The 16,907-nt window shown below is 64.7% G+C and carries 11 protein-coding genes; 6 read left to right on the plus strand and 5 right to left on the minus strand.

Features of this window, described 5'->3' with window-relative positions; genetic code table 11:
* Positions 1–49: 49 nt before the first annotated feature.
* Positions 50–3,766 carry an AsmA-like C-terminal region-containing protein gene (locus IB279_RS12545; protein ID WP_375292945.1) on the minus strand — a complete coding sequence of 1,239 codons (3,717 nt, stop codon included), beginning with the start codon at positions 3,764–3,766 and terminating at the stop codon, positions 50–52.
* Positions 3,767–4,020: 254 nt separating this feature from the next.
* Positions 4,021–5,427 carry an FAD-binding oxidoreductase gene (locus IB279_RS12550; protein WP_060515957.1) on the minus strand — a complete coding sequence of 469 codons (1,407 nt, stop codon included), beginning with the start codon at positions 5,425–5,427 and terminating at the stop codon, positions 4,021–4,023.
* A 315-nt stretch (positions 5,428–5,742) separates the two neighbouring features.
* On the opposite strand from IB279_RS12550, the gene IB279_RS12555 reads away from it, so the two are divergent.
* Together IB279_RS12555 and IB279_RS12560 are read left to right on the plus strand one after the other, a co-directional pair.
* On the plus strand, positions 5,743–6,003 hold the full coding sequence (locus IB279_RS12555; RefSeq protein ID WP_060515956.1) for a hypothetical protein: 261 nt from the start codon (positions 5,743–5,745) through the stop codon (positions 6,001–6,003).
* 191 nt (positions 6,004–6,194) lie between these two features.
* Positions 6,195–6,626: a DUF1772 domain-containing protein gene (locus IB279_RS12560; RefSeq protein ID WP_034792578.1), complete on the plus strand. Its 432-nt coding sequence runs from the start codon at positions 6,195–6,197 to the stop codon at positions 6,624–6,626.
* Positions 6,627–6,653: 27 nt separating this feature from the next.
* On the opposite strand, the gene IB279_RS12565 is transcribed toward IB279_RS12560, so the two are convergent.
* Complete coding sequence (locus tag IB279_RS12565) at positions 6,654–9,764, minus strand: efflux RND transporter permease subunit (protein WP_192339255.1); 3,111 nt, start codon at positions 9,762–9,764, stop codon at positions 6,654–6,656.
* Positions 9,765–9,823: 59 nt separating this feature from the next.
* Positions 9,824–11,005: an efflux RND transporter periplasmic adaptor subunit gene (locus tag IB279_RS12570; protein WP_034792575.1), complete on the minus strand. Its 1,182-nt coding sequence runs from the start codon at positions 11,003–11,005 to the stop codon at positions 9,824–9,826.
* A 317-nt stretch (positions 11,006–11,322) separates the two neighbouring features.
* Between IB279_RS12570 and IB279_RS12575 the strand changes: the two genes are divergently transcribed.
* A complete protein-coding gene (locus IB279_RS12575) occupies positions 11,323–12,144 on the plus strand; it encodes a cyclase family protein (protein WP_060515955.1) in 822 nt (273 codons plus the stop codon).
* Positions 12,145–12,342: 198 nt separating this feature from the next.
* Here IB279_RS12575 and IB279_RS12580 read toward each other — a convergent pair whose 3' ends face one another.
* Positions 12,343–12,657, minus strand: coding sequence for an EthD family reductase (locus IB279_RS12580; RefSeq protein WP_112771087.1), 315 nt, complete (start codon positions 12,655–12,657; stop codon positions 12,343–12,345).
* Positions 12,658–13,001: 344 nt separating this feature from the next.
* Here IB279_RS12580 and IB279_RS12585 point away from each other — a divergent pair, with 344 nt between their 5' ends.
* The 3 genes from IB279_RS12585 to IB279_RS12595 all read left to right on the plus strand — a co-directional run bounded on the left by IB279_RS12585 (position 13,002) and on the right by IB279_RS12595 (position 16,777).
* Complete coding sequence (locus IB279_RS12585; protein WP_090294305.1) at positions 13,002–13,646, plus strand: hypothetical protein; 645 nt, start codon at positions 13,002–13,004, stop codon at positions 13,644–13,646.
* A 124-nt stretch (positions 13,647–13,770) separates the two neighbouring features.
* Entirely contained in the window at positions 13,771–14,178 is a 408-nt protein-coding gene (locus IB279_RS12590) for a carboxymuconolactone decarboxylase family protein (RefSeq protein ID WP_112771089.1), read from the plus strand.
* A gap of 133 nt (positions 14,179–14,311) precedes the next feature.
* Positions 14,312–16,777: an ATP-dependent helicase gene (locus IB279_RS12595; RefSeq protein WP_034792560.1), complete on the plus strand. Its 2,466-nt coding sequence runs from the start codon at positions 14,312–14,314 to the stop codon at positions 16,775–16,777.
* Positions 16,778–16,907 lie beyond the last annotated feature (130 nt).

Genomic DNA, 16,907 nt, shown 5'->3' on the forward strand with positions numbered 1-16,907 from the left:
TCTCCGGCCCCGAAAGCCAGGGAGCGTCGTGCTCCGGCATAGTCACCGGCTACTGTACGGTAACGTCGGGCAGGACGTCGAAGTTGAGCCTCTGTCCGGGAGGGGTGCCGGTGGCACCGTCCGGTACGGTCTGGGGGGTCGGTCCCGTCTGCGGGATCGGCTGGCCCTGTCCGGCGCTGCGCGCTGCCTCTGCCGCCCGACGCGCGGCTTCCGCCTGTCGCTCCGCTTCGGCCTTGCGTTCGGCCTCTGCTCGCGCATCTGCTTCCGCCTTGAGGCGGGCGGCCTCGGCAGCGCCGGCTGCGCGCCTGCGTTCCTCGGCAACGGCGCGTTTGCGCTCCAGTTCCCTTGCCTCCGCCCGCGCCTTGTAAAGCGCAAGTTCGCGGCGCAGACGCTGCTTCTCCAGCACGTTCGCCTGCAGGATCTCGACCCGCCGGCGCTCGCGCTCGAAGGCGCGAAGCGACAGGAAGTTCGCGAGATCGGCAACGTTGAGATCGACGCCCGGTGCTTCCAGCAGGCCGGCATAGCCGATGCGCACACGCGGCTCGGCACCGGCAAGCGCCTCGTCACCCGGCCGGAAGGTCAGATCGATGCCGGCGTCGATCCGGCCCGCCGCAAGGTCCAGCGAAGCCTCGCCGGTCATCGCGGCATTGCCGTCGCCAGCCGTCACGTTCTGCGCCCGGAGCACCCCGCCGGCGATGCTGAAGGGTGCCTTGACGACGCCGACCAGCGATTGACCCGAGAAGATCGTCGCCTCCGCCGCACTTCTGATCGCGTCCGCCGAGATCTGCGTCTTCAGCGCATCGGCTGCCGCGATCAGCTGCGGCAGAGCTGCGCTGTTGATGCCGGCGAGCGTCATGCCGTTGAAGGTTGTCGTACCCGAACCGCTTGCCGAATGCGCCATCGCCTCGGGCGTCGCACCCGATGCCTCAAGTGCTACCGAAAGATCGAAAGTCCCGGTCGCGACCGGCGTGCCCGCATGGGCCCAGCCCGCCTGGGCAAGGTCGCCGCCCTTGACGTCCAGGCGCGAGCGCAGGAAGCCCGAGCCGTTGGCATTGCCGATCTGCACCCGCCCGGCGAGCTTGCCGCCCAGCCAGTCGCCGGCCGCATCGGTCAGCGCGACCTCGTCGCCCTTCCATTCCATCTTGCCGGCAAAGCTCGTGACCGCGCCATAGACGCCCGGCCAGAATTTCTGCGCCTGCACGTCCAGCGCGACGTTGAGCCCGGTCCAGGCAGGCTGCGCCAGAGCCCCCTTCGAGAAGGCCCCGTTCGTATCCTCGATCGGTCCGAGGACGCCCTCGCCGAGCCAGGCGAGATCGAGCGTGTCGAGCGTCAGCTGTCCGCTGGCCGCCCCCGGCGTCTGGCGGTCGATCGTCAGATTGCCGGTAAAGCCGTTGTGGTCGGCCTTGCCCTCGACAGTGGTCAGCGCAATTGTTTCGGGCGTCGTCGCGATATCGGCAGAGACGGTCAGCGGCAGGCCGCTGCCCATCTGCGGCAAGGCCACGCCCTGGAGCAGAAGATAGGGCTCCAGGTCCTGGGTCTGCAGCGTCACCTTCGCCTGACCTTCGAGGAAATGATCGCGGGAAAGATCGACGCTGCCCTTGGCGGCGAGCGACGTCTTCTCGGTCGTAAAGGTCACCGTGCCGTTCGCCGTCGGTCCGTCGGTGCTTTGCAGCTTGACGGAGAGAATGCCGTTGGCATCCGCATCGAAGGGCAAGGGATCGAAACCCGTCTGGCCGAGCAGGAGCCGCGTCTCGGGATTTTCGAGCGTCGCTTCCAAAAGCATGGCCTTGCCGGTCAGCGCCTGCGCCATGTCGGGCGCCTGGTAGCTGGCGGCGATCTTGGTACCGTTCGCGGTCCCGAAGATGCCGAAGGTCGCGGGCGCGTTGCCTTCCTTGTTGCCGGCCGTCAGCGTCACGTCGAAGGCCGTGTCGCTGTAATAGGGACCGGCCTTGATCAACTGCCGGAGCGCTGGATGATTGACCGCGTGGCGGCCGATCATTTCCAGGAACGGCGTCAGGTTCTTGGCGGCAAGCTTCATCTTGGCCGAGACGACGGGCTTTTCGAGGTCGCCGCTGGCCCGGCCGGAAAAGGCGAGCTGTGCGCCGGCGAGCGAGCCGATCGCCACGCGTTCGGCCTGGATCTGGCCGTTCTTCAGCGTCAGCACCGCCTGCACGTCCTGCGCTTGCTCGCCGAAGGCGGAAAACTCGTCAGCCGAAAGATCGGCGGCAATCGCGTGCTGCAGCAAGGTGTCGGTGGAAGCGTCGCCCGCCACCAGCCCGGTCAGCGCCTGCAAGGCTTCGAAGTCGATGCGATTACCCTTCAGCTGCAGCGAAAGGTTCGGCTGCTGGTCGGCGAAGGACTGTCGCTCCAGCCGCCCCTTGAGGCTCGCCTCGTCGGCCGCCACTTCGAGGTTCTCGAACTGCTGCAATGTATCGGTGAGGTTCACCTTGGCGGAAAAGCCGGCGGTCCTCAGCTTGCGGATCGCCGGATCGACCGAGCCCGCCAGCCAGTTGGCAAGGCCGGAAGGCTGGTTGGAGGCCAGCAGAAGGTCGCCGCGGAAAGTGCGCTGTCCCTTGAGGTTCAGCCGCCCCTTGGCTTCGAGCTGCGTGCGCCCCGGCAGCAGCGCCACGACATTGTCGATCACCCAGCCGGCGCCATCGGGCTGTACGTCGATCCGCACGTCGCGGACCGTCGTATCGCCGACGACGATCGCCGGCAGCTTCAGGCTGGCGCGGCCGGGCACCTGCGGGATGGGAATTTCGGCGGCGATCGCCAGCATGGCTTCGAGCCGCTGGCGCATCGAGATCGCCGGATCGCGGCCGGTCTTGTTGTTGCGGCTCGGGCCGATGCGGCTGACGTCGATCTGCTGGCCGTCGGCGATCAGCAGGAACTTCTGGTCCTTGCCGGTATCGAGCGTTGCCTCGCCGGTGACCACATAGGGATCATCCGACGGGCCGATTTCGAAGCGATATTCCGGGACGCGGATGCTCTCGTTGGTCAGCTGGAAGTTGCCGTTGATGCGCAGCGGCGCCCGCCCATCCGCATCCTTCGTCTCGGCCTGCGGGCGGTTCTCCGTCAGCGTGAAGCGGCCGCTATAGACCGGCCTGAAATCGACGATGCGCAGCGAACCGTCGGTCTCGACGCCGAAGGGACGCTTGTCGGGCGTTACCCGCGCCTTCAGGCTGAGCGTACCCGCCTCGTCCACTTCGTTGCTGGTAAAGGAGAAACTGCCGGCTTCGCCATCGAGCGCGGCGCGCCCCTCAACCTTCCAGGGCCCGGCGAGCGTGCGGGCCGAAATGTCTGCGGCAAGGCCGCTCACGCGGCGGGTGCGGCCGGTCTGCTCGTCGACGAATTCGACCTGGCCATTGGTGATCTCGACATTTTCAAGCACGACGGTCTTGGCCGGGATCGAGGCCCGGCGGCCCCTCGCCCAGTCGAGCGTACCGTCGGGCAACAGGCGCACTTTGGCCCGCGGACGATCGAGCTTCATGTCGAAGATCAATGCCTCGCCGCTCAGGAACGGCGCAAGCTCGGCGCTCATCGAGAACTGCGCCACCTGGATCAGCGGGTCGCCGTCCTCGGCGGCGCCGACGCGCACGTCGTTGAGCGTCACGGTTGGGAATGGGATCAGCCGCGCATCGACGCTGCCATGCACGACGACGGGCTTGCCCATGATGCGGCTTGCCTCGCGCTCGAACTCCTTGCGGAAACCCGTCCAGTCGATGAACCACGGGGCGATCAGCGCCGCAAAGAGCGCAACGACCACAAGTCCGCCGACGGCAAGAAGAATTCGCGAAAGCACCGTGCCTATATTCCCATTCCGTTCATCGGCGCATCCGCGCCGCAAATCGATTTAAGCGCCAGAAACCGGCGCCCGGCTGCAGCGCCGCTGATGGCGCCGTAGCATCCTTGATTTGCCGCATAATTCCCTAGGGGTCGATTCCGACTTTGAGAATTATGCAGTATCACACTTTGTCGCCGGCGCATTGTCCCAAAAAACGGCCCGTCGCGCGTCTCACCTCAAGCGAAAATCTTGCCCGGGTTGAAGATATTGTCCGGATCAAGCGAGCGCTTGATCTGGCGCATCAGATCGAGCGCGTCGCCGAGTTCGGCCTCAAGGAACGGCATCTTGCCCTGGCCGATGCCGTGCTCGCCGGTGCAGGTGCCGTCCATGGCGAGCGCCCGCGCGTTCAGCCGCTCGACAAAGGCCTCGGCGCGCACAACGTCAGCCGGATCCTTGTCGTCAAACAGCAAGCCGACATGAAAGTTTCCGTCGCCGGCATGGCCGACGATCGGCGCCGTCAGCCCGTGGGCGGCGCTATCTTCCTGCGTTGCCGCCACGCATTCCGCCAGCCGCGAGATCGGGACGCAGACATCGGTCGACAGGATCGCCGCGCCCGGGATCAGGCTTTTTTGCGCCCAATAGGCATTGTGCCGCGCCTTCCAGAGCCGCGCCCGTTCCTCCGGATTGGTGGTCCAGAGGAAGTCGCTGGCGCCGAACTCCGAAGCGATCTCGCCAAACTGGCGCGCCTGTAATTCGACACTCTCGGGGCTGCCGTGGAATTCGACGAAGAGCGTCGGCGTCTCCTGATAGGAAAGGCCGGAATAGCCGTTGCAGGCCTTCATCTGCAGCGCATCGAGCAGTTCGATGCGCGCGACCGGAATGCCCGACTGGATGGTGAGGATCACCGCATTGCAGGCGTCCTCGATCGTCGGGAACGGGCAGACGCCGCCGGAAATGACCTCCGGAATACCCTGCAGCCTGAGCGTGATCGAGGTGATGATGCCGAGCGTGCCTTCGGCGCCAACGAAAAGCCGCGTCAGGTCGTAGCCGGCAGAGGACTTGCGCGCCCGATGCGCCGTGCGGATCTCGCGCCCGTCAGCGGTCACCACCGTCAGCGCCAGCACATTGTCTTTCATCGTGCCGTAGCGCACCGCATTGGTGCCCGACGCCCGCGTCGAGGCCATGCCGCCGATCGAGGCGTTGGCGCCGGGATCGATCGGGAAGAACAGGCCGGTGTCGCGCAGGTAGGTGTTGAGCTCCTCGCGGGTGATGCCCGGCTCGACGCGGCAGTCGAGGTCCTCGGCATTGACCTCGAGCACCTTGTTCATACGCGAGAGATCGACCGAGATGCCGCCATGGGGGGCGTTGATATGCCCTTCGAGCGAGGAGCCGGTGCCGAACGGGATCAGCGGCACCTTGTGTCGCGCGGCGATCTGGACGATCTCGCGCACGTCCCCGGCGCCTTCGGCAAACAGCACGCCGTCGGGAAGCTGTGCCGGAATATAGGTGGTGGTGTGAGCATGCTGGGCGCGGATCGCCTCGCCCGTCTGGAACCGGTCGCCGAAGCGGGCGGAAAGGTCCGCCTTCGCCGCCGCAATCCCCGCCTCGTTTCTCGCGCCAGCCCTGATCGCCTTCAATGCCACGGAAAACGCCCTTCCTCTTGCATTCGCCACGCTGCCTTTTCGATGTTCGGGAAGCGCAGTCATTTCAAGGCGCTACTGTGCAAATCGGAATCACTTTGTCCAGACGCTCGCGCACTTCCCGGTCACAGTAGCGCAGGAAAACGCCTGACGTGAGACCGGAGTGTCACAAGACTGTATGACAGCGTGGAAAACACCAACGCTGAAAAGCCGACACGATATGTCCCCGTTTGCCGAAATGTCATCTCCACACCGCGCCGCGCGGTGATCCGTTCGGGAAGTCCTTGCGTATAAAAGCCGAGCGGAAGGACGTGTGACGTGCTTGGAGAGATCGGCAGAAAGCGACTGATGATGCGGTTGCCGCACCTGAGAGGCAGCATCGCGTCGGCATCGTCAGATTGCATGATTGAGCTGTTCTGCAGTTATGAACTCGCGGTCAACATGCGGGACGCACTCGTGTTGGGCGGCGGCCGCCCGGATCTCGCTGACGAGTACCGGCAGATCTGCCTCGAACTCGAAGAAGAGGTGGAGGTCGTGCTCTGCGCGACGGCGCTGGCCGTGCGGCGTGACGGCACGTAGGGCGGGCGGGCCGGTAGACAGAGGGCCTTGCAAACGGGCAAGCCGCGTCGCACCACATTTGCTGCTGGCAAAAGTCACGCCTCAGACCGACCGAACTCCGGTACTGCTACGTATGAGAGCGAAACGGCAGAAAACACCTGCCGTTTCGTGAGCCTTGGATTATGATGGAGGCGTGAAGGAAGGAGAGGCAAATGCTGGGTCTAACCGCTTTGCTCACCGCGTCGGTTTTCTTCGGCGCCGCCATCTACATCACCTGGGCAGAACAGCCCGCACGGCTGCATCTCGATGATCGCGCCGCACTCGTGCAGTGGGTGCCGTCCTATCGGCGCGGCTTCGAGATGCAGGCGACGCTCGCGCTCGTCTCGGGCCTGTTCGGCGCCGGTGCCTGGGGACAGACCGGCCATGTGCTGTGGGGGCTGGGGGCCGCGATCATCATCCTGAACTGGCCCTATACGCTGCTCTTCGTGATGCCGGTCAACCGCCAGCTGGAGGCAGTCCGGCCGGACGACGCCGGCCCGGAAAGCCGAGATCTCCTCGGTCTCTGGGGCAGGCTTCACGCCGGGCGCAGCGCGCTCGGCGGGCTGGCGGCAGCGATCTTTCTCGTTGCCGCCGGGCTCGAATAATAAGCCGTCGCGCGACGGCCGCTCCGGCTAGCGCACCTCCAGCGCTGCCGCCGCGTCCATTTCCTCGTGCAGCTTGCGCTCCTCGTCCGCATGCGGCTTGGTGAAGCGCGCGATCACCAGATAGGCGACCGGCGTCAGGTAGAGGGTGACGATCACCGCAAGACCAAGACCGCCGACGAGCACCCAGCCCAGCGCGATGCGCGCCTCGGCGCCCGCGCCGCTGGCAAGCACCAGCGGCACCGCGCCGACGATGGTGGCGATCATCGTCATCATGACAGGGCGCAGGCGGATGTTGGCGGCATTCTCAATCGCCGAGCGCACGTCCTGGCCGCGGTCGCGCAGCTGGTTGGCGAATTCGACGATCAGGATGCCGTTCTTCGCCATGATGCCGACAAGCATCACGAGGCCGATCTGGCTGTAGATGTTCAGCGTGTTGCCAGTCATGATCATCGCAAAGACCGCGCAGGCAAGCCCCAGCGGCACCGTCGACATGATAATCAGGCCGCTGACGAAGCTTTCGAACTGGGCCGCCAGCACCAGGAAGATGATGACGAGCGCGAAGCCGAAGGTGACGAAGAGGCCGTTGGCGTTTTCGTTGAGCGTTGCGGCTTCGGCAAGCGGCATGATCCGCGAGCCCGGCGGCAGAAGCGGCTCTGCCATCTGCTCGACCATGGTCAGTGCCTCGCCGAGCGCCAGATCGGACTTGAGGCCGGCCGAAAGCGAAACGGCGCGAAGCTGCGATTCCCGCGACAGCTGCGGCGCCACCGCCATCTCCTCGACGCTGGCGATCGTCGACATCGGCACGATCTTGCCGTCACCGGCCTTGAGGAAAATGTTCTGCAGATCGGTCGGATCGTTGACCGGGTTGGTCGAGGACAGAAGCTTCACCGGATAGGACTCGCCGTCGACATAGACGTCGACGACGCTGTTGCCGTCGAGCATGGCCTGCAGCGCCCAGGCAAGGCCGCCGATATCGACGCCCATGTCGGAGGCGCGCTCGCGGTCGATGGTGATCGAAAGCTGCGCCTGGTTGGCCTCGTAGTTGAGGCGGACGTTTTCGAAGCGGCCGGTGTCTTCCATCTGGCGCACCAGCTTTGCCGCCGCATCACCGAGCTTGTTGTAGTCGTTGCCGACGAGCGCCACCTGCAGGCCGCTGCCGGCGCCGCGAATGCCCAGGCTGTTCGGCTGCATCGCAAAGACGCGAACCGAAGGAATGCGCCCGGTCACCTTGTTGATGTCGGTGACGATCTCCTGCTGGGTGCGGTCACGCTTGTCCCAGGGAGCGAGCGTCAGCACCATGAAGCCGCTGTTGACCGAACCGCCCTGTCCGGAGATCGAGAAGATGTTGTCGATCTCGCCGGATTTCACCAACGGCTGCAAACCGTCCTCGATGCGGCGCATCTGGGCCTGGGCGTATTCGAGCGAAACGCCCTGCGGCGCGTTGATGCGCATCATGATCTGCGAGCGGTCTTCCGTCGGCGTCAGCTCCGATTTCAGCGTCAGGAAGCCGGCAGCCCCCATGGCGGTGAAGAAGCCCGCGACGACGAAGACGATCAGCGGCGAGTTGAGGCAGGCGCGCAGCGTCACCCGGTAGAACCCGGCCGCCCGCGCACCGAACCGCGCCATCGGCCCCGGCACCGTATGCGTATCCTTCGTCAGCATGCGCGAGGCGAGCATCGGGCAAAGCGTCAGCGACACGAAGGAGGACAGGAGGATCGCGAAGGCAAGCACGAAGCCGAACTCGCGGAAGAGACCGCCGGTCTGGCCCGGAAGGAACGAGAGCGGCACGAAGACGGCGGCAAGCGTCGCGGTCGTCGCCAGCACCGCGAAGAACACTTCGAGCGTGCCGTGAACGGCCGCCGCGCGTGGGCCGAGCCCCTCGGCGCGCCGTCGCACGATGTTTTCGAGCACCACGATGGCGTCGTCGACGACAAGCCCGGTCGCAAGCACGATCGCGAGCAGCGTCAGGATGTTGATCGAGAAGCCCGCGAGATAGATCGCCGCCACCGTGCCGATCAGCGCGATCGGCATCGAGATCGTCGGGATCAGCGTCGCCCGCCAGTCGAGCAGGAACATGTAGATGACCAGCGTCACAATGAAGACCGCGACGATCAGCGCGATTTCCACCTCGTGGATAGCACCGTTGATGAAGACGGCGTCATCGCTGGTAATGCGGAGCTGCGTACCCTCGGGCAGGATCTGCGTCTGGATCGTCTCGACGACCTTGCGCACGCCCTCGGAGATATCGACGGTGTTGGACTGCGCCTGGCGCACGATGCCAAGGCCGATGCCCTGGCGGCCGTTGGAGCGCAGCGCCGTCGTGCCGGTGTCGGGACCGAGCGTAACGGTCGCCACATCGCGCAGGCGCACATTGTTGACGAGGATCAGGTTTTCGAACTGCTCCGGCGTCTGCAGGTCGGCGGTGGCGCGTACCGAGATGTCCTGGCTGGCGCTCGTCAGCTTGCCGGCTGGCACGTCATAGGAGGCATTGGCAAGCGCAGTGCGCAGGTTTGCGACCGTCACGCCGCGCCCGGCGAGCTTCGCCTGGTCGAGGTCGATGCGGAAGATCTTCTCCTGGTCGCCATAGACGGCAACGTCGGCCACGCCTTCAACGGCGGCGAGCCGGTCGCTGATCTCGTTTTCGACGAGCAGCGTCATGTCTTCCCTCGACATCGTATCGGAGGTCAGCGCCAGCCGCATGATCGGCTGGCTGTCAGCATCGGCTTTCACGATGCTCGGCTCGTCGACATTGTCGGGAAGCTGGTTGCGCACCCGGCCGAGCGCGTCGCGAATGTCGTTGGAAGCCTGGCCGATATCGGTCGTGTCGGAGAACTGCAGCGTCACGCGGCTGCGGCCGAAGGACGAGGTCGAGGAAATGTCGCGGATGCCCTGCACGCGCGACACGGCCCCTTCGACCACCGAGGTCACCTCGCGGTCCATGGTCTCGGGTGCGGCGCCATCGAGCGTTGTCGTCACCGAGATGACCGGCTGGTCGACCTGCGGCAGTTCGCGGATCTCGATGCCGTTCCAGGCCGCAAGGCCGGCAACGACGATCAGCGTATTGACCACCAGCGCGAAGATCGGCCGGCGGATGAAGAGTGCGGTAAAGCCGGTCTTGCCGCGTTCGCGGGCCGACATCTGGCCGCCGGCGCTGCCTTGGCCGGCACCATGGCCGCTTGCCTGACTGTCGCCGCCGCTCACTTGGTTTCCTCCGCAACCTTCTGCGGTTCCTGCTTGTTCTCGCGGCCGGCGATGCGCACGGCGCCGCCGTCGCGCAGGCGCTGCACGCCTTCGGTGACGATCTCGTCGCCTTGCGACAGTGCGGCGTCCACCAGCACCTTGTCCGGGTTGCGCTGAATGATCTTCACCGGCACCTTCTCGCTCTTGTCGCTGGAGACGCGCCAGATATAGGAGCCTTCCGAACTCCACTGGATCGCCAGCGGATCGACCGTCGGATAAGTGTCGCCGTCAAAGGCCACGGTGACCGAGAAGGACATGCCCGCCCTCAGCTTGTCGTCGGGGTTTTCAAGCCGTGCGCGCACGCGCAGCGTCCGGCTCGCCTGATCGAGGCGGTTGTCGATCGCGTGGATCGCACCGTCGAGCTGGTTGCCCGGCTGGGCGATGGCGAAGGCCGTGACCGGCTGGCCGACGAAGATCTTGTTGGCGAAGCGCTCGGGCACCCAGAAATCGACGAGGATTTCCGAGCGGTCGTCGACGACGGCAATCGGCGTCGTGGTCGTGACGTAGTCGCCGACATTGACGGTGATGATGCCGACGACGCCCTTCGATGGCGCCACGATGTCGCGGCGCTTGAGGTCGAGCTCTGCGGTCTTCAGCGCCAGTTCGGCGGTCTGCATGGCGATTTCGGCGTCGCGCACGTCCACGGCTGTTACCGCGCGGGCGGTGCTCAGGTTGCGGTAGCGCTCGACCTTTTCGCGTGCGCTGTCACGTGTCAGCCTCGCCTGGTCGGCAGCAATCTTCTGGTCGTCGCTGTCGAGCTTGGCAATGACCTGACCCTGCGACACCTTTTCGCCGGAGCGCACGAGGATTTCGGTGAGGTTGCCGGTTGCCGTCGGCGTCACGGTGACGGAATGGATCGCCTCGCCGTTGCCGATCGCGTTCAGCCGGTCGTTGACAACAGACGTGCCCGAAGGCCGGACCATGACGAGAATGGCGTTGTTGCCGCCCTGCCCGCGGCCATTGCCGCGTTCGCCGCCCTCGCCGCCACCGGCGCCCGGCTTGGACAAGGCATCAATCAGCGGATGCGAAACACCAATCGCCGCCAGCGTTTCACCAGCACCAGGCACAAAACGCACCCAGACGGCTGCGCCCACGAGAAGCACAGCGGCGCTCACCGCAAGCTGTTTCCAAACCCGCATTCAAGTCTCCGAATTAAACATAAAACACGCCCCAGCGCGGCGCGGCCGGCGGTTCGTTCCGATTGTGCGCGGAGTATCCCTGTTCGCGCGTGTCGGGGCAACGACAGAATACCATCATTACGCAATTGTAATAAAAGCGAATTTGTTGGCGGGATGATGACGCACGGGGGCTTCGCTCGACGCCTCGCAGCTTTGTCCAGAAATTCACTAGAGAATTACCGTTTACAGCCGCCGACACTGCGCTATCCTGCAACCGCCGGCAGCGTGTTTCGGCCGGCTTTGCGCCTGTCTTCAGGCCTCTTGGGGGAGAGAAGTCGATGTGCGATGCCTGTGTTATGGAAACGGTGAAAGAGCGCATGCTCTCGCGCCGCAGCTTCTTCAAAGCCGCCGCGGTCGGAACCGCGGGTCTTGCCGCCGCAAGCGTGGGCGCGGCCCCGCCGGCGCTGGCGCAGGGGCATTCAAGCGTCACCGACCTGACCCACGAGTTGCACGAAGATTTCCCGACCTTCTTCGGCCAGCAGCAGTTCTTCCGCGAGGAGAAGTTCAACTACGCAAAAGACAAGTTCAACATGTTCGAGCTCCGGGTGAACGAACACACCGGCACCCATGTCGACGCGCCCCTGCACTTTTCCGCCGATGGCCTCTCGGTCGCCGAACTGCCCGTCGACAAGCTGGTGGTGCCGCTGGTGATTGTCGATATCAGAAAGAAGGCTGAGGCCGATGCCGATGCACAGGTGACGCCCGAAGACCTCAAGGCCTGGGTCGCCGCCAATGGCGAGATCCCGGAAAACGCCTGCGTCGCCATGCTGTCGGGCTGGGGCGCGCATCTGGGCACGGACAAGTTCCGCAATGCCGATGGCGGCGGCAAGCTGCATTTCCCCGGCTTCCACGTCGAGGCGGCCAAATATCTGATCGAGGAAAGCAAGGCGGCTGGTATCGCCGTCGATACGCTGTCGCTCGACCATGGCCCCTCGCCCGATTTCGCCACGCATTATGCCTGGCTGCCGGAGGGTCGCTGGGGGCTGGAGGCAGCAGCCAATCTCGACAAGCTGCCGGTCAAGGGCGCAACTCTCATCCTCGGCGCGCCGAAGCACCGCGGCGGCACCGGCGGCCCGGCCCGCGTCTTCGCGCTGGCCTAGGTCCCCGGCCTATTGAGCACAGCCAGGTTTTGGCTGAAGCGAGCCTGACGAGAGCAAGGTCGTTTTCGCTTCGACGGCAACCACATGTCCCCGACCGTCAACCGGTTCCGCACCGGCTGCGTCACCATGGATCATGGTGCGCCAACACGACGCCGATTGCGGAAAGGTCAACGGCTACGCCTGACGCGCCAAAGCACCCTACCCTCCAACGACTTCACTGATCTGCACGATGGGCGCGATGTCCGTATAGTTGGCGACGTCCGCGGCAATCTCGGCGCGGTGGGGACCTAACGCCTCCTGGAATGTCTCGAGGCTCGGCGAGTAGACGTGGCACGCCGCGACGAACTCCGGCGCGCTTCCAGGCTCGCGACCCGCAAGGCCCTTATCGATCTCGTAGCGCAGGCAGGCATCGCCGAGCCGTTCCTGGATCAGTGGCATGTGGCGGGTGCGGTAGTAGTCGTGATCGAACTTCGAGCCGCCATCGGCCGGATAGTAGACGCTCATCTTGATCATGGTGGGGCTCCTGCCTGAACGCCGCTCCGAGCGTTCGAAGCTTCTTCTAGGTCACCGACCTGTAGAGCACAACCAGGTTTTGGCTGAAGCGAGTTTGACGAAAGCAAGGTCGTTTTCGCTGTGCTTGTCGAAGCCGGTGACGACGGCACGGAAGTGCCTGAGTGCTGACGAAGCGTTCGACGAGGTTGCGATAGCGACAGAGGAAGGTGCTGAACGACGGGCATCGTTTGTGGACGGCAACATGCCGCGGGGTTGATCGAGCGCGGCAAAGGAAGGCGCTTGTTTGCGGGCAAAAGTCTTCGGGAGTATCTTGGGCAGCGGTACGGACAATGGCGGGGGTCGTCATGGGGCCGCATGCATTTTGCCTGACATTCGCGCTCGTCTCCATGGGCCTGCTTCTTGCGGGGTGTCAGACCGTGACTGTCCAGGCGGACGACAAGACCGGCCCGACCACGAAACTCGAGATCACCGGCATCCTGGATGACCATGGCAATCCCGACCCGGTCTTCAACGACAGCAGCTGCTGCAACCGCCGCCGAAGTGTTCCCGACCTGGCGCCGCTCACCATCGCGGCTTCGGCCGAAGACCCCGAGAGCGGTGTGCGCGACATTGCCGTCTGGATCTGGGCCATCAAGCGGTGCCGCTACGACGACAGCACGGCAGATTTTCAGATCACGCAATCGACCGTGGCCGCTGCAGGCACGGCTTCGGGCACATACCCACCCGGCAGTTCCGCGCCGCTCAGCCGCAGCTCTACGGCAACCGTTCGCATGGCCGACACGCCCTATGGCGCCTGCAACCCCAAGACCGTCACTGACGCCAGTGGCCAGACGCGCGTGGTTGCCGCGCAGCCGACGGGCTTTTGCGGCCGCAGGGTCTTCATCGTCACGCAGAACGGCAACGCCTATCAGGGCTCGAGCAAGGGCGTGCTGTTTACGACCGGACCATTCGGCTCGAACAATCAGCCGTGCAACGAAATCCCCAACTGAACGCATCGGCGACGGCTTCCCCAAAACGCAGCGCTGGCAATCGCCGCGACGTCGGCTATCGTCACCGCTTCAGGCGACCGGCCGGCCCGCACACAACCGCCGAGAACAACAGCGAAGGAGCCCCATGAGCACCGTATCCCCGCCTCAGAACCCGGAATCCGATCCGCGTGTCAAAGCCGTGTTCGACGACATTCGCACCACCCGCAAATCCGACTTCATCAACAATATGTGGCTTTGGCTCGCCTTCGATCCGGAGCTCCTGGAACAGACCTGGCGCGACGTGAAGGCGGTGATGGCAACGCCCTCGGCGCTCGATCCGCTGGTCAAGGAAATGCTCTATATCGCCGTCTCCGTCACCAATGGCTGCGGCTACTGCGCCCATTCCCATACGGCGGCGGCAAGGGCGAAAGGCATGACCGACGCCGAGCATGCGGACCTGCTCAGGGTGATCTCGCTTGCCGCCCGCACCAACCAGTTGGCGACGGCGCTGCAGGTGCCTGTGGATGCCGCCTTCGACAAGACAAAAGAATAGACCGCGCGACCAAGAATAAGCGGTCTCGAAATCGCCTGTCTTTCCACAGGCTTGGTGCGGCTGGCGCAGAAAACGGAATAAAAGAAGAACATCCTTTCTGGCCTTTCCCCACCGAATCACTACATTGAGCCGCATGATGAGTGGTTTCGACGATATTCCCTTCTTCGACGAGGAGCCGGCGCCGCGCAAGCAGCAGCCCGCCCCCGCAGGTATTCCGGCAACGGGAGGCATCGCCGCGCGCGCCATGGCGGCGCGCGATCGCGCCCAGCCGCGCCCGGACTATCTCTCCGGCCTCAACCCGGAACAGTCCGAAGCGGTCGAGACGCTCGATGGCCCCGTGCTCGTGCTTGCCGGCGCCGGCACCGGCAAGACCCGGGTGCTGACGACCCGAATCGCCCATATCCTTTCGACCAACCGCGCCTTTCCCTCGCAGATCCTGGCGGTGACCTTCACCAACAAGGCGGCGCGCGAGATGAAGGAGCGCATCGGCGTGCTCGTCGGCCATGCGGTCGAAGGCATGCCCTGGCTCGGCACCTTCCATTCGATCGGCGTCAAGCTGCTGCGCCGCCACGCCGAGCTCGTCGGCCTGCGTTCCGATTTCACCATTCTCGACACAGATGACGTGGTGCGGCTGATCAAGCAGCTCATCCAGGCCGAAGGCATCGATGACAAGCGCTGGCCGGCCAAGCAGTTTGCCGGCATGATCGACGGCTGGAAGAACAAGGGCCTCGATCCCGCCCAGATCCCCGAGGGAGACGCCCGCGCCTTTGCCAACGGCAAGGGCCGCGAACTCTATGCTGCCTACCAGAACCGGCTGTTGACGCTGAACGCCTGCGACTTCGGCGATCTTCTTTTGCACCCGATCCGCATCTTCCGCATGCATGCGGATGTGCTGAAGGACTATCACGACAAGTTCCGCTACATTCTCGTCGACGAGTACCAGGACACCAACACGGCGCAGTACATGTGGCTGCGGCTGCTTGCCCAGCGCCCCAAGGGCGTACCGCAGAACGTCTGCTGCGTGGGCGACGACGACCAGTCGATCTATGGCTGGCGCGGCGCAGAAGTGGACAATATCCTGCGTTTCGAAAAGGATTTCCCGGGCGCCAAGGTGATCAAGCTTGAGCGCAACTACCGCTCGACCGAGCACATTCTGGGCGCTGCCGGTCACCTGATCGCCCACAACGAGGGCCGCCTCGGCAAGACGCTTTTCACCGACCGCACCGATCCGGATGATGAGAAGGTGCAGGTGCACGCCGCCTGGGATTCCGAAGAGGAAGCCCGCGCCGTCGGCGAAGAGATCGAGCAGTTGCAGCGCAAGAGCCACAAGCTCAACGACATGGCGATCCTTGTGCGCGCCTCGTTCCAGATGCGCGAATTCGAAGACCGCTTCGTCACGCTCGGCCTCAACTACCGCGTCATCGGCGGCCCGCGCTTCTACGAGCGCCTCGAAATCCGCGATGCCATGGCCTATTTCCGCCTCGTCTGCCAGCCGGCAGACGATCTGGCCTTCGAGCGCATCGTCAACACGCCGAAGCGCGGCCTTGGCGACACCACCGTGCGCACGCTGCACGACTATGCCCGCGCCCGCGACATCCCGATGCTGGCGGCTGCCTCCGAGATCATCGAGACCGACGAGCTGAAGCCGAAGGCGCGCAAGGCACTGTTCGACGTCGTCACCGATTTCCGCCGCTGGCAGAGCCTGCTTGAAACCACCGTGCACACCGAGCTTGCCGAGCAGATCCTCGACGAGAGCGGCTATACGGCCATGTGGCAGAACGACAAGACGGCGGAAGCCCCCGGACGGCTGGAAAACCTGAAGGAACTCATCCGCTCGATGGAAGCCTTCGAGAGCCTGCGCGGCTTCCTCGAACACGTCGCTCTCGTCATGGATGCCGAGCAGAACGAGAACCTCGATGCCGTCTCGATCATGACGCTGCACTCGGCCAAGGGCCTGGAGTTCGATACCGTCTTCCTGCCCGGCTGGGAGGAAGGCCTGTTCCCGCACCAGCGCGCGCTTGATGAGGGCGGCCGCTCCGGCCTTGAGGAAGAACGGCGCCTCGCCTATGTCGGCATCACCCGCGCCAAGCATCGCTGCCACATCTGGTTCGTCTCCAACCGCCGCATCCACGGCCTCTGGCAGTCGACCATGCCGTCACGCTTCCTCGAGGAGCTGCCGCTCGCCCATGTGGACGTGGCCGAGAATGAACAATCCTATGGCGGCTATGGTCGCGGCGGCTACGGCCAGTCGCGCTTCGACAAGGCTGATCCCTTCCAGAACAACTACTCCACGCCCGGCTGGAAGCGCGCCCAGCAGCACCGCTCCGACGCCACCCGCGACAACTGGGGCACCCGCTCCGGCCACGCGGTCGAGCGCATCGGCTACGGCGAAAGCGGCCCGCGCGGCCGCACGATCGACGGCGAGCTGGTGGCGAAATCGACGGCCACCGAACCCTCGCGTTTCTCGGTCGGCGACCGCGTCTTCCACATGAAGTTCGGCAACGGCAACATCGCCGCCATCGAGGGCAACAAGCTCACCATCGACTTCGACCGCGCCGGCCAGAAGCGGGTGCTGGATGGGTTTGTGGAGAAGGCGTGAGGAGGTCGAAGCCCTCCTCACGTGCACTCCCTATGGACTGCACAACCATCGATCTCATGGCGCCAACCGGCGAAGTGCAATAATATTGCGGGCACAATTCTCGCGTTTGAACGAAACCATGTACCGATCT

Origin of the sequence: Ensifer sp. ENS06 (assembly GCF_014852205.1) — a bacterium.
Taxonomy (GTDB): Bacteria; Pseudomonadota; Alphaproteobacteria; order Rhizobiales; family Rhizobiaceae; genus Ensifer; species Ensifer adhaerens.